Genomic DNA, 13,317 nt, shown 5'->3' with positions numbered 1-13,317 from the left:
CAAATAGACCTCACTCTCATACTCCTGTCGTTTTTTGCTTCTTTGGTGTTTTGGGTGGGGGGGGGGGGGGGGGGGGCGGGGGGGGGGGGGGCGGGGCCCCCCCCCCCCCCCCCCCGCGGCCGATGATTCCCTGCAGCAGAGAGCGACGTTTCACGTGAAACACGATGCCCCTGCAGCACAGCGGCAGGCTCCCGACACTCCGCAGGCGGTGCATATCGCAGCTTGCATGGAGCATCACTACAAAGGAGGCTCAAGCGCACCAAAACCAGGTGCAAGCGGATGCGCTGAGCCCTCTCTCATCGACGCCGTCGCGTCCGGCCCACGCGTGCGGCCTTGGCCCGCTTTGCGGCGAACCTCACACCGCCCGGACTCTCCCCGACAACTACACGCACTACCGTGGACGCAGGGTCGACCAGGCCCTCACCGACGTGGAGCACTTCGGTCTCCACCACGCCCAGCTTGCTGAGAGCGGCACGAGCTCCCTGAATCTCTTCTTCGGCCGTGCCCCCCTTCAACGCCAGCATCTCTCCGTAGGGGCGGAGCAGAGGCACACCCCATCCGGCCAGCCGGTCCAGCGGGGCCACCGCCCGGGCGGTCACCACATGCACGGGCTGCAGTGTCCCCAGCACCTCTTCGGCCCGGCCTCGGACAACCGTCACATGATCCAACCCCAGGAGCTCGACCACCTCCTGAAGGAAGTTCGTGCGACGCAGCAGCGGCTCGAGCAACGTGATCTTCAGGTCCGGGCGTACCAGTGCCAAGGGAATGCCGGGAAGGCCCGCGCCCGAGCCCACATCGCACACCGTGACACCTGCCGGGACCACCTCCGAGAGGACCGCGCAGTTCAGCAGGTGGCGTTCCCACAGGCGGGGCACCTCGCGAGGACCGATCAGCCCTCGCTTGACGCCCGCATCCGCAAGCAGCTCCGCGTACCTGACAGCCTCTGGAAAGAACTCACCGAATACCGCCTGCGCCTCCTTGGGCGCCTGAGGGAGCTCTGCTTCCTCCGTCACGGGGACCGTCCTTCCGTACCGCACTAGCACGCTGACTATCAGGCTGACAAAGATCGGCCCCGCCTGCGAACAGACGGGGCCGATCGTACAAGGATCCGGTCAGGCCGGGAGAACGACGACGAAGCGCTGCGGCTCCTCGCCCTCGGACTCGCTGCGCAGACCCGCTGCCGCGATCGCGTCGTGCACGACCTTGCGCTCGAACGGCGTCATCGGCTCCAGCTTCACCGGCTCGCCCGAGCTCTTGACCTCATCCGCGGCCTTGGCACCGAGCGCGGCCAGAACCTCACGCTTCTTGGCACGGAAGCCGGCGATGTCCAGCATCAGACGGCTACGGTCACCGGTCTCACGGTGAACGGCCAGGCGCGTCAGTTCCTGCAGCGCCTCCAGCACCTCACCGTCGCGGCCCACAAGCTTCTGCAGATCACGCGCAGACTCACTGATGATGGAGACCGCGGCCCGGTCCGCCTCCACATCCATGTCGATGTCACCGTCGAGGTCGGCGATGTCGAGCAGGCCTTCGAGGTAATCAGCCGCGATCTCCCCCTCCTGCTCAAGGCGGGTCAGAGTGTCGCTGCCCTCAGCGGCCGTGGTGGTGGTGCCTTCCGTCACGGATGGACTCCTTCTTACTTCTTGGACGGGTGCTTGGGCCGCTGCGGGCCCTTGCGCTGTCCGGACTTGGCTTGGCGTGAGGAGCCGGACGCGGCGGACTTGCCCGCCGGCTTCGGCTTGTCGTCCTGCGATGCGTCCCGCTTCTCCAGCGAGGTCTTGGATTCCGAGTCGGTGGAGCCGGAGTCCTTCGCCGTGCCGGAATGCGTGGCAGCGGTGTGACGCTTCGCCTTGGTCTGACGCTTGGGCTGCTGCCGCTTGGCCGCGGCACCGCCCTCGGCCTCGAGGATGGCGGCTTCACTCTTCGCGACCGTGCCGTCCTCCTGGGCGGCGAGACCCAACTTGGCCAGACCGGTGATGAACTTGCGCTCGATGTCGTTACGGTCGGGGCCCTTGGCAACGATCCGCTTGACGGTGTTGCGCCGTGTCCTGCCACGCACCTCGCCATGAGCGGTCACGCTCTTCAGCAGGCGGCCCAGGTACTGGTCCTGCGCCTTGCTGCCCGGCGTCGGGTTCTGGTTGATCACGTACATCTGCTGACCCATGGTCCAGACGTTCGTGGTCAGCCAGTACACGAGGACACCGACGGGGAAGTTCACGCCCATGACGGCGAAGATGACGGGGAAGATGTACATCAGCATCTTCTGCTGCTGCATGTACGGGGTCTTGACCGTGAGGTCGACGTTCTTCGTCATCAGCTGGCGCTGCGTGAAGAACTGCGAGGCGGACATCATCACGATCATGATCGCGGTCACGACGCGGACGTCGGTCAGCGAGGCGCCGAGCGCCTGGACCTTCTCTTCGCTGTCCATGAACTTCGCGGCCAGCGGAGCGCCGAAGATGTGCGCCTGACGGGCACTGTCCAGAAGCGGCTGGTCGATGACGCCGATCGTCTTGCCCGAGGCGATGGCCGAGAGCACGTGGTACAGGGCGAAGAAGAACGGGGACTGCGCCAGGATGGGAAGGCACGAGGAGAGCGGGTTGGTGCCCGTCTCCTTGTACAGCTTCATCATCTCTTCGGACTGACGCTGTTTGTCGTTCTTGTAGCGCTCCTGGATCGCCTTCATCTTCGGCTGGAGCACCTGCATGTTCCGGGTCGACTTGATCTGCTTGACGAACAGCGGGATCAGACAGATCCGGATCAGGACGACCAGGGACACGATGGACAGGCCCCAGGCCCACCCCGTGTCATCGCCGAAGAGCGCTCCGTACAGCTTGTGGAACTGGACGATGACCCACGAAACAGGTGTGGTGATAAAGCTGAACAGACTGGCAATCGTGTCCACTAATCAGGCTCCTTGAGCTTTGGGCGAGGTCTCTGTGGCCGGGCTCAGGGGTTCGGAGACCGACCCCCCGGAAGGCACATCGGCGGTGGAGTCCCCGCCCTTGCCGCCACGCACACAGCTGCGCAGCAGTTCATGCCAACGCGGACGTTTGCGTGGCGGTACGTGATCCACGCCGCCGGGTGACCACGGATTGCATCGCAGGATGCGCCAGGCGGTCAGCGCTGTTCCCTTGATCGCACCGTGCCGGTCGATCGCCGTATATCCATAGTGGGAACACGACGGGTAGTAGCGGCAGACAGGCCCGAGAAGCGGGCTGATCGTCCACTGGTACAGCTTGATCAGAGCCAGTAGCGGGTACTTCATCGCGCACCCCCTCCCAGCAGCCGCTGAAGGGCGGCGTCCAGGTCTCGGGCCAGCTGTGCATGGTCGGCGTCACCCGATCCGGGTAGCGCTCGTACGACAACAAGGCTACCGGGGGGCAGCTGAGCGAGCCGCTCGCGGACCAGATGGCGAAGCTTCCGCTTCACCGCGGTGCGAACGACCGCTCCACCCACTGCTTTGCTGACAACGAAACCCGCACGCGGCGGGGGAGCACTCTCCCCTGTCACGTGCGGGTCCGTAACACCGCTGCGTAGATGTACGACGAGTAGCGGGCGTCCGGCCCGACGTCCCCGGCGTACAGCGGCTGCGAAGTCCTCGCGCCGCCTCAGCCGATTCTCGGTAGGCAGCACGTCATGACCTGGCCGCGATCAGGCGGACAGGTTGGCGCGGCCCTTGCCACGGCGGTTCGCGAGGATCGCGCGGCCGGCACGGGTACGCATCCGCAGGCGGAAGCCGTGGGTCTTGGCGCGACGACGATTGTTCGGCTGGAAGGTGCGCTTGCTCACTCGGGGGCTCCAGAAATGATTCGTGTGTTGGCGGGACATCGCCTGGCTGTCACCGTGCGCCCACGAGGAACTCGCGTAAACGCCTTAGTGCACCGCTTCACAATCACAGATCGTGATCTTTGCCCATCGGAGGCAGGCGGCAGCAGCCATCGACAACTCGACCTGGTCACGGTAATCGCGGCTACGCCATCCGGTCAAACCGGGTTCGCACCACCCCGTTCTGTACACAGCCTGTGGACAACAACTTGAACCGTGCGGGTCGGCCTGACTACCGTGGCTGAACTCCGGTTCTTTTCCTTCCTGCCTGCCGGGCCTCACCCGACCCGACCCATCCCGTCCCGAGAAGTGCACATTCGTGGGACATGCGAGAGAGCGTGCCTTGTGGCTGACGTACCTGCCGATCTTGCCGCAGTGTGGCCGCGAGTGCTGGAACAACTCCTCGGGGAGGGTCAGCAGGGCATCGAGCCGAAGGACAAGCAGTGGATCGAGCGCTGCCAGCCCTTGGCACTCGTCGCCGACACCGCACTGCTGGCCGTACCCAACGAGTGGGGCAAGCGTGTCCTCGAAGGCCGCCTCGCACCGTTGATCAGCGAGACCCTCACCCGTGAGTGCGGCCGCCCGATCCGGATCGCGATCACTGTCGACGATTCCGCCGGCGAGCCCCCGGCTCCGCCCGCGCCCCCGATGCACCAGCCCCACCAGGGACAGCAGTCCCACCGCTACCAGGGGCCGCAGCACGACGAGCCTTCGCGCAACGACGGGTACGACGGTTACGGCGCCAGGCCCTCCGACGACGGCATGCCCACGGCCCGCCCCGCCTATCCGGACTACCAGCAGCACCGCCCCGAGCCCGGCGCCTGGCCGCGCACCCAGGAGGACCTCTCCTGGCAGCCGCGGCACGGCGGGTACCAGGACCGCGACCCGTACGCGAGCCAGCGCTCCCAGCAGCCGCAGCACGACTACCGCCCGCAGCCGCCCGAGCACCAGGGCTACGAGCCGAGGGACGGCCGCGAACGCCACGATCCGCAGGACCAACGCCGCCAGGACGCCCCCGGGACCGGACGGAACAGCGGCGGCGGCCCCATGGGCACGCAGTCCGCGCCTCCGCCCGGAACCGGCGAGCCGCACGCCCGGCTGAATCCGAAGTACCTCTTCGACACCTTTGTGATCGGGGCGTCCAACCGCTTCGCGCACGCCGCGGCGGTCGCCGTCGCCGAGGCCCCCGCGAAGGCGTACAACCCCCTCTTCATCTACGGGGAGTCGGGGCTCGGCAAGACCCACTTGCTGCACGCCATCGGGCACTACGCGCGCAGCCTCTACCCGGGCACCCGGGTGCGGTACGTGAGCTCCGAGGAGTTCACGAACGAATTCATCAACTCGATCCGCGACGGCAAGGGCGACACCTTCCGCAAGCGCTACCGCGACGTGGACATCCTCCTGGTCGACGACATCCAGTTCCTGGCGAGCAAGGAGTCGACGCAGGAGGAGTTCTTCCACACCTTCAACACGCTCCACAACGCGAACAAGCAGATCGTGCTGTCCTCGGACCGGGCGCCGAGACAACTGGTGACCCTGGAGGACCGGCTGCGCAGCCGGTTCGAGTGGGGGCTCACCACGGATGTGCAGCCTCCGGAGCTGGAGACGCGCATCGCGATCCTCCGCAAGAAGGCCGTGCAGGAGCAGCTCAACGCCCCGCCGGAGGTACTCGAGTTCATCGCCTCCCGCATCTCGCGCAACATCCGCGAACTGGAGGGTGCGCTCATCCGCGTGACCGCCTTCGCGAGCCTCAACCGGCAGCCGGTGGACCTCGGCCTGACCGAGATCGTGCTCAAGGACCTGATCCCGGGCGGCGAGGACACGGCCCCCGAGATCACCGCGCCGGCCATCATGGCCGCGACCGCGGACTACTTCGGACTGACGGTGGAGGATCTCTGCGGATCCTCGCGCAGCCGCGTCCTGGTGACGGCGCGCCAGATCGCCATGTATCTGTGCCGCGAACTCACGGATCTCTCCCTGCCCAAGATCGGTGCCCAGTTCGGTGGGCGCGACCACACCACGGTGATGCACGCCGACCGGAAGATCCGCGCGCTGATGGCGGAGCGGCGCTCCATCTACAACCAGGTCACCGAGCTCACCAACCGCATCAAGAACGGCTGAGGCGGCCACAGCAGCCAGGACCGCCGCACATCGCGCCCCGGGCGCCCCGGAGGACCGTACGTCGTCCTCCTGGGGCGCCCGTCTGCGTGAGGGCTGCCGGAAACAGGCTCCGGGATCGGGCGTGCGGCGTCCCTCGGGGCGTTCCTGGGGCCACTCCGCACGTCCGATGCCGCTCATGCAGCGGCCCCAGAAGCGGCTGAGGCCGTGCGCGGTGTTCGAATCCGTGCCTCGGACCAGCCCTTCTCCACAGAACACCGAGGAATCCGGCGTCCACAGCCTGGGGACTGCGAAGTTGTCCATATTGCGTCCACAGGGCCGACTGCCGATACTCCATCAGACCAGGTCACATGCCTGGGGATTTGTGGTCAACGATGATCCACAGCCTGTGGACAGATATTCCGTCCACAGGGCCGGGGGGACGTTGTCCACCGTCGACCCACAGGCGTGTCCTAGTTGTCCCCAGCTTCTCCACACCTCTGTCCACTGTTCGGCAACCCAACACCCGCTTTCACTGTCGAGAGTGAAAGGCGTCACACAAGGGACCCGGGTTGGGCTGTGGGGAACGTGGGTAAAGCTGGGGACAGCCCTGGGGAGAAGTCACCCTGCCCTGTGCATCGGGTGTGCAGAACTTTCGCGTGTCCACAGAAACGCCTGGTTGTCCACCGGTGCCACCCACAGGGTCGGTGGACAAAAAACCGGGTCTGACCTGGGAAAACGACGTTATCCACGGTTTCCACAGGGCCTACTACTACTACCACTCAGAGTTAGCCAGGAATCCGCTTCGAAGTGGGGCCTGTGCACAACTCGAGCGGCGAGCTCGGCGGACCTCTTGGCGCGACTTGACCCCGAGCAGCAACGAGTGTCGGTGCCGTACGTCAGACTGGACCCCGGTGGCCTCCCCAGCCCTTCGGCAGGGAGCCCCGATCAGACGACGAAGGCCAGCAGGGCGAGCGAGCAACAGCAGGAGGCGGTTCCGGTGAAGATCCGGGTGGAGCGCGATGTACTCGCGGAGGCGGTGGCCTGGGTGGCCCGCAGCCTCCCGGCCCGTCCGCCGGCGCCCGTTCTCGCGGGCCTTCTGCTGAAGGCCGAGGACGGCGCCCTCAGCTTCTCGAGCTTCGACTACGAGGTCTCGGCCAAGGTCTCCGTGGACGCCGAGGTCGAGGAGGACGGCACGGTGCTCGTCTCCGGCCGGCTGCTCGCCGACATCTGCCGTGCCCTGCCGAACAGGCCGGTGGAGATCTCCACCGACGGTGTGCGGGCCACGGTGGTCTGTGGCTCCTCGCGGTTCACCCTCCACACCCTGCCCGTGGAGGAGTACCCGGCACTGCCCCAGATGCCGACGGCCACGGGCACCGTCCCCGGTGAGGTCTTCGCCTCCGCGGCGGCACAGGTCGCCATCGCGGCCGGACGTGACGACACCCTCCCGGTCCTGACCGGCGTCCGGATCGAGATCGAGGGCGAGACCGTCACCCTCGCTTCCACCGACCGTTACCGCTTCGCGGTCCGTGAGTTCCTGTGGAAGCCGGAGAACCCCGACGCCTCGGCCGTGGCCCTGGTGCCCGCCAAGACGCTCCTGGACACCGCCAAGGCGCTCACCAGCGGTGACACGGTGACCCTGGCGCTGTCAGGCTCGGGCGCGGGCGAGGGGCTCATCGGTTTCGAGGGAGCGGGCCGCCGCACGACCACGCGGCTGCTGGAGGGCGACCTCCCGAAGTACCGCACCCTCTTCCCCACCGAGTTCAACTCGGTCGCGGTCATCGAGACCGCGCCGTTCGTCGAGGCCGTCAAGCGTGTGGCCCTCGTCGCCGAGCGGAACACCCCGGTGCGGCTCAGCTTCGAGCAGGGCGTGCTGATCCTCGAGGCGGGTTCCAGCGACGACGCACAGGCTGTGGAGCGCGTGGACGCCGTGCTCGATGGCGACGACATCTCGATCGCCTTCAACCCGACCTTCCTGCTGGACGGGCTCAGCGCGATCGACTCCCCGGTCGCCCAGCTCTCCTTCACGACGTCGACCAAGCCGGCCCTGCTCAGCGGCCGGGCGGCCGTCGACGCCGAGGCGAACGACTCGTACAAGTACCTGATCATGCCGGTCCGCCTCTCCGGCTGATCCGGCGGTCGTTCCTGTCATGGCAGTCTCCGGCGGGCGTGCTCAGCGCAGAGCGGGCCCACCGTGCTGCACCCCGCCGGGCCGGCCCGGCCGGGCGTAGGCTCGGTCCTGGGTACGAATCGGCACAACGCGTAAGGAATCTCTGATGGAGCTCGGTCTCGTCGGCCTCGGCAAGATGGGCGGCAACATGCGCGAGCGCATTCGCCGCGCAGGGCACACGGTCATCGGTTACGACCGCAACCCGGACGTTGCCGATGTCCACAGCCTCGAAGAGCTTGTGGGCAAGCTCAAGGGCCCGCGCGTCGTGTGGGTGATGGTCCCGGCAGGTGCCGCGACCCAGTCCACCATCGACGAGCTGGCCGAGTTGCTCTCCCCGGGCGACGTCGTCGTGGACGGCGGGAACTCCCGCTGGACCGACGACGAGAAGCACGCCGTCGAGCTGGGCATCAAGGGCATCGGGTTCGTCGACTGCGGCGTCTCGGGTGGCGTCTGGGGCCTGGAGAACGGCTACGCCCTGATGTACGGCGGCGACACCGCGAACGTGGAGAAGGTCCAGCCGGTCTTCGACGCGCTCAAGCCCGAGGGCGACTTCGGTTCGGTCCACGCGGGCAAGGTCGGCGCCGGCCACTTCGCCAAGATGGTCCACAACGGCATCGAGTACGCCATGATGCAGGCCTACGCCGAGGGCTGGGAGCTCCTGGAGAAGGTCGACTCCGTCACCGACGTGCGCGAGGTCTTCCGCTCCTGGCAGGAGGGCACGGTCATCCGTTCCTGGCTGCTCGACCTGGCGGTCAACGCGCTGGACGACGACGAGCACCTCGACCAGCTCCGAGGCTTCGCCGCCGACTCGGGCGAGGGCCGGTGGACGGTCGAGGCCGCCATCGACAACGCGGTGCCGCTTCCCGCGATCACCGCGTCCCTGTTCGCGCGCTTCGCCTCGCGCCAGGACGACTCGCCGCAGATGAAGATGATCGCCGCGCTGCGCAACCAGTTCGGTGGCCACGCGGTCGAGAACAAGAAGTAGGACCGGCGGGCCCGCGGGAGCAGGCGGCCCGCGGCACAACGGCACACAGCAGAGCACGCAGTCGGAAGGGTCGGCGACCATGCACGTCACGCATCTCTCGCTGGCCGACTTCCGCTCGTACGCCCGGGTCGAGGTTCCTCTCGACCCGGGCGTCACCGCGTTCGTGGGGGCCAACGGCCAGGGCAAGACCAATCTGGTGGAGGCGGTCGGCTATCTCTCCACGCTGGGCAGCCACCGGGTGTCGTCCGACGCCCCCCTGGTGCGGATGGGCGCGGAGCGCGCCGTCGTGCGGGCGGCGGTCACCCAGGGCGAGCGTTCGCAGCTGATCGAGCTGGAGCTCAATCCGGGCCGTGCCAATCGGGCTCGTATCAACAGGTCGTCGCAGGTTAGGCCGCGTGACGTCCTGGGGATAGTGCGGACGGTGCTGTTCGCCCCGGAGGATCTGGCCCTCGTGAAGGGGGATCCGGGTGAGCGCCGGCGCTTCCTGGACGAGCTGATCACGGCGCGTTCCCCGCGCATGGCCGGTGTCCGCTCCGACTACGAGCGGGTGCTGAAGCAGCGGAACACCTTGCTGAAGTCCGCCGCCATGGCCCGTAGGCACGGCGGGCGTTCGATGGATCTGTCCACGCTGGACGTGTGGGACCAGCACCTGGGCCAGGTGGGGGCGGAGCTGCTGGCGCAGCGGCTCGATCTGATCGCGACCCTGCAGCCGCTGGCGGACAAGGCGTACGCGGACGTCGCCCCCGGCGGTGGTCCGGTGGCGCTGGAGTACCGCAGCTCGGTCGGCGCCGATGTGGAGCCCTCGCGCAGTCGCGAGGAGCTGTACGAGCAGGTGATGGCCGCGTTGGCGCAGGCACGCAAACAGGAGATCGAGCGCGGCGTGACGCTGGTCGGTCCGCACCGTGACGACCTGGTGCTGGGCCTGCGCGGCATGCCGGCGAAGGGATACGCGAGCCACGGTGAGTCCTGGTCGTACGCCCTGGCGCTCAGACTCGCCTCGTACGACCTGCTCCGCAGCGAGGGCAACGAGCCGGTGCTGGTGCTCGACGACGTGTTCGCCGAGCTGGACGCGCGCCGTCGCGAGCGGCTGGCGGAGCTGGTGGCCCCCGGCGAGCAGGTGCTGGTGACGGCCGCCGTGGACGACGACGTACCGGGCGTACTGGCAGGGGCGAGGTACGCGGTGTCCGCCGGGGCGGTGGAGCGGCTGTGAGCGCTTCTGTCGAGCAGGGGGGACCCACGCCGGGGCCGGTGAAGCCCGACGTCTCGGGGGTGGACCTGGCGCGTGTGGCGCTGCGGGCGGCGAAGGAGCAGGCACGTGCCCGGGGTGCCGCGGCGCAGCAGAAGAAGCAGGCGAGGCGAGGTGGCGGTCTGCGGTCGGGTGCCCGGTCCGACGGCCGTGATCCGTTGCCGCTGGGGTCGGCGATCAACCGGCTGATCACCGAGCGGGGGTGGGAGACCCCGGCGGCCGTCGGCGGCGTGATGGGCCGCTGGCCGCAGATCGTGGGTGACGATCTGGCCAATCATTGTGTGCCGGTGCGTTACGACGAGGACCCGGCCGAGCGGGTCCTGACCGTGCAGTGCGATTCGACGGCCTGGGCGACCCAGCTGCGGCTGCTGGCGCCTCAGCTGGTGGCCCGGCTGAACACGGATCTGGGCCACGGCACGGTACGGATGATCAAGGTACTCGGTCCTGGTGGTCCGGAGCGCAGATTCGGCCCCCTGCGGACTCCGGGGAGCAAGGGCCCGGGCGACACCTACGGCTGAGCAGGGCTTTTCCTCATACGGGGCCATGTCCCACGGACTCGGACCGGAGACGGCACGGAGGCGGTTCAGCCGCTTCTGCCCCGATTACCCGACGGCCTGGCCTTTCCGCTTCGTGCGCCTATGTGCTGATTCGGTCCGCGCGAGGAATGTGGGGCGTCCCTCACCGTAGCGGGAGGTTGACAGCCCGAAGCGCGCAAAGCCCTCGTGAGCCCCTCGGGGCCCCTTCCCGAATATGGGGAGTCGTCAGCCGCTCATTCAGGGCGGCACATGCGTACTCAGGCACCGGCAAACCCCCATTCATGTCAGCGCTACCGGTAGACTGGTGGACAATCCCGCTTCCTCGCGGGAGTCGTCGATACAAGCCGAACGACGCAGCCGCTCCCGCCTGCCGGAGAACGGCCTGTGCTGTGCCAGAAAGGGCGCTTCGTGGCCGATTCCGGCAACCCCAACGAGAACATCCCGTCCACAGCCGGTGAGCACGGCGAGGTCTCCGCCTCGTACGACGCCAGCGCGATCACCGTGCTCGAAGGCCTGGACGCGGTCCGCAAGCGACCCGGTATGTACATCGGGTCCACCGGCGAGCGCGGCCTCCACCACCTCGTGCAGGAGGTTGTCGACAACTCGGTCGACGAGGCCATGGCCGGGCACGCGGACACCATCGACGTCACGGTCCTCGCCGACGGCGGGGTGCGTGTGATCGACAACGGTCGCGGCATCCCGGTCGGCATCGTGCCGTCCGAGGGCAAGCCGGCCGTCGAGGTCGTCCTCACCGTGCTGCACGCCGGCGGCAAGTTCGGCGGCGGCGGATACGCCGTCTCCGGTGGTCTGCACGGCGTCGGCGTTTCCGTCGTGAACGCCCTGTCCACACGGGTGGCCGTGGAGGTAAAGACCGACGGTTACCGCTGGACCCAGGACTACAAGCTCGGTGTCCCGACGGCCCCGCTGGCCCGTCACGAGGCCACCGAGGAGACGGGTACGACCGTCACCTTCTGGGCCGACGGAGACGTCTTCGAGACCACCGAGTACTCCTTCGAGACCCTTTCGCGCCGCTTCCAGGAGATGGCGTTCCTCAACAAGGGGCTCACCCTCAAGCTCACGGACGAGCGGGAGTCGGCGAAGGCCACGGCCGGTGCGGACAGCGCCGAGGTGGTGGACGCCCCCGAGGAGGAGTCGACCCGGACGGTCACGTACCACTACGAGAACGGCATCGTCGACTTCGTCAAGTACCTGAACTCCCGCAAGGGCGACCTCATTCACCAGTCGGTGATCGACATCGAGGCCGAGGACAAGGAACGACTCCTCTCGGCCGAGATCGCCATGCAGTGGAACACGCAGTACACGGAGGGGGTCTACTCCTTCGCCAACGCGATCCACACGCATGAGGGCGGTACGCACGAGGAGGGCTTCCGCGCGGCGCTGACCTCACTGGTCAACCGCTACGCGCGCGACAAGAAGCTGCTGCGCGAGAAGGACGACAACCTCACCGGTGAGGACGTCCGCGAGGGTCTGACGGCGATCATCTCGGTGAAGCTGGGCGAGCCCCAGTTCGAGGGGCAGACGAAGACCAAGCTGGGCAACACCGAGGCGAAGACCTTCGTCCAGAAGGTCGTCCACGAGCAGCTGACGGACTGGTTCGACCGGAACCCCAACGAGGCCGCCGACATCATCCGCAAGGGCATCGCGGCCTCCACGGCGCGTGTCGCGGCCCGCAAGGCGCGTGACCTCACCCGGCGCAAGGGGCTCCTGGAGAGCGCCTCGCTGCCCGGCAAGCTGAGTGACTGCCAGTCCAACGACCCGACGAAGTGCGAGATCTTCATCGTCGAGGGTGACTCCGCCGGTGGTTCGGCGAAGTCCGGCCGTAACCCGATGTACCAGGCCATCCTGCCGATCCGAGGCAAGATCCTGAACGTCGAGAAGGCCCGGATCGACAAGATCCTGCAGAACACCGAGGTCCAGGCGCTGATCTCGGCCTTCGGTACCGGGGTCCACGAGGACTTCGACATCGAGAAGCTCCGCTATCACAAGATCATCTTGATGGCGGACGCCGACGTCGACGGCCAGCACATCAACACCCTGTTGCTGACCTTCCTGTTCCGTTTCATGCGGCCGCTGGTCGAGTCCGGGCACGTGTATCTCTCGCGCCCGCCGCTCTACAAGATCAAGTGGGGCCGCGACGACTTCGAGTACGCATACTCGGACCGTGAGCGCGACGCCCTGGTGGCTCTCGGCAAGCAGAACGGCAAGCGGATCAGGGAAGACTCGATCCAGCGCTTCAAGGGTCTCGGCGAGATGAACGCCGAGGAGCTGCGCATCACCACGATGGACGTCGATCACCGTGTGCTGGGCCAGGTCACTCTGGACGACGCGGCGCAGGCCGACGACCTGTTCTCGGTGCTGATGGGTGAGGACGTCGAGGCGCGGCGCTCGTTCATCCAGCGGAACGCCAAGGACGTCCGCTTCCTCGACATCTGAG

At 67.5% G+C, this 13,317-nt stretch carries 12 protein-coding genes; 6 read left to right on the top strand and 6 right to left on the bottom strand.

From position 1 onward, the window contains the following. Positions 1-296 precede the first annotated feature (296 nt). The 6 genes from rsmG to rpmH all read right to left on the bottom strand — a co-directional run bounded on the left by rsmG (position 297) and on the right by rpmH (position 3,792). The gene (gene rsmG, locus ABT001_RS10800) at positions 297-1,013 is read right to left on the bottom strand and encodes a 16S rRNA (guanine(527)-N(7))-methyltransferase RsmG (protein ID WP_351275220.1); all 717 of its coding nucleotides are present in this window, start codon (positions 1,011-1,013) and stop codon (positions 297-299) included. A 99-nt stretch (positions 1,014-1,112) separates the two neighbouring features. Beyond that, positions 1,113-1,622 (bottom strand): Jag family protein, encoded by a 510-nt coding sequence (locus ABT001_RS10795; RefSeq protein WP_351275218.1) that lies wholly within the window; start codon positions 1,620-1,622, stop codon positions 1,113-1,115. Between the two features lie 14 nt (positions 1,623-1,636). Further along, on the bottom strand, positions 1,637-2,905 hold the full coding sequence (gene yidC, locus ABT001_RS10790; RefSeq protein WP_351275216.1) for a membrane protein insertase YidC: 1,269 nt from the start codon (positions 2,903-2,905) through the stop codon (positions 1,637-1,639). 3 nt (positions 2,906-2,908) lie between these two features. Then, positions 2,909-3,268, bottom strand: coding sequence for a membrane protein insertion efficiency factor YidD (yidD, locus tag ABT001_RS10785; RefSeq protein ID WP_351275214.1), 360 nt, complete (start codon positions 3,266-3,268; stop codon positions 2,909-2,911). Next, the gene (gene rnpA, locus ABT001_RS10780; protein ID WP_351275212.1) at positions 3,265-3,636 is read right to left on the bottom strand and encodes a ribonuclease P protein component; all 372 of its coding nucleotides are present in this window, start codon (positions 3,634-3,636) and stop codon (positions 3,265-3,267) included. The genes yidD and rnpA overlap by 4 nt, the downstream gene beginning before the upstream one ends. Positions 3,637-3,654: 18 nt before the next feature. Continuing rightward, positions 3,655-3,792 (bottom strand): 50S ribosomal protein L34, encoded by a 138-nt coding sequence (gene rpmH, locus ABT001_RS10775; RefSeq protein ID WP_014047156.1) that lies wholly within the window; start codon positions 3,790-3,792, stop codon positions 3,655-3,657. A 381-nt stretch (positions 3,793-4,173) separates the two neighbouring features. Between rpmH and dnaA the strand changes: the two genes are divergently transcribed. The 6 genes from dnaA to gyrB all read left to right on the top strand — a co-directional run bounded on the left by dnaA (position 4,174) and on the right by gyrB (position 13,316). Further along, positions 4,174-5,949, top strand: coding sequence for a chromosomal replication initiator protein DnaA (gene dnaA / locus ABT001_RS10770; RefSeq protein ID WP_351275210.1), 1,776 nt, complete (start codon positions 4,174-4,176; stop codon positions 5,947-5,949). 976 nt (positions 5,950-6,925) lie between these two features. Then, positions 6,926-8,056: a DNA polymerase III subunit beta gene (dnaN, locus tag ABT001_RS10765; RefSeq protein WP_351275234.1), complete on the top strand. Its 1,131-nt coding sequence runs from the start codon at positions 6,926-6,928 to the stop codon at positions 8,054-8,056. Between the two features lie 145 nt (positions 8,057-8,201). Beyond that, positions 8,202-9,080: a phosphogluconate dehydrogenase (NAD(+)-dependent, decarboxylating) gene (gene gnd / locus ABT001_RS10760; protein WP_351275208.1), complete on the top strand. Its 879-nt coding sequence runs from the start codon at positions 8,202-8,204 to the stop codon at positions 9,078-9,080. A 79-nt stretch (positions 9,081-9,159) separates the two neighbouring features. Next, on the top strand, positions 9,160-10,290 hold the full coding sequence (gene recF / locus ABT001_RS10755) for a DNA replication/repair protein RecF (protein ID WP_351275206.1): 1,131 nt from the start codon (positions 9,160-9,162) through the stop codon (positions 10,288-10,290). Beyond that, complete coding sequence (locus ABT001_RS10750) at positions 10,287-10,844, top strand: DciA family protein (protein WP_351275204.1); 558 nt, start codon at positions 10,287-10,289, stop codon at positions 10,842-10,844. Before recF ends, ABT001_RS10750 begins: the two co-directional genes overlap by 4 nt. A 402-nt stretch (positions 10,845-11,246) precedes the next feature. Next, on the top strand, positions 11,247-13,316 hold the full coding sequence (gene gyrB / locus ABT001_RS10745) for a DNA topoisomerase (ATP-hydrolyzing) subunit B (protein ID WP_351275202.1): 2,070 nt from the start codon (positions 11,247-11,249) through the stop codon (positions 13,314-13,316). Position 13,317 lies beyond the last annotated feature (1 nt).

The organism is Streptomyces sp. NPDC002793 (genome assembly GCF_040295485.1).
Classification (GTDB): domain Bacteria; phylum Actinomycetota; class Actinomycetes; order Streptomycetales; family Streptomycetaceae; genus Streptomyces.
This window is presented reverse-complemented; position numbering and strand designations above follow the sequence as displayed.

Excerpts from the sequence above, each read along its gene's own strand:
- gnd (WP_351275208.1), top strand. The coding sequence starts at position 8,202 with ATGGAGCTCGGTCTCGTCGGCCTCGGCAAGATGGGCGGCAACATGCGC.
- recF (WP_351275206.1), top strand. The coding sequence starts at position 9,160 with ATGCACGTCACGCATCTCTCGCTGGCCGACTTCCGCTCGTACGCCCGG.
- yidD (WP_351275214.1), bottom strand. The coding sequence starts at position 3,268 with ATGAAGTACCCGCTACTGGCTCTGATCAAGCTGTACCAGTGGACGATC.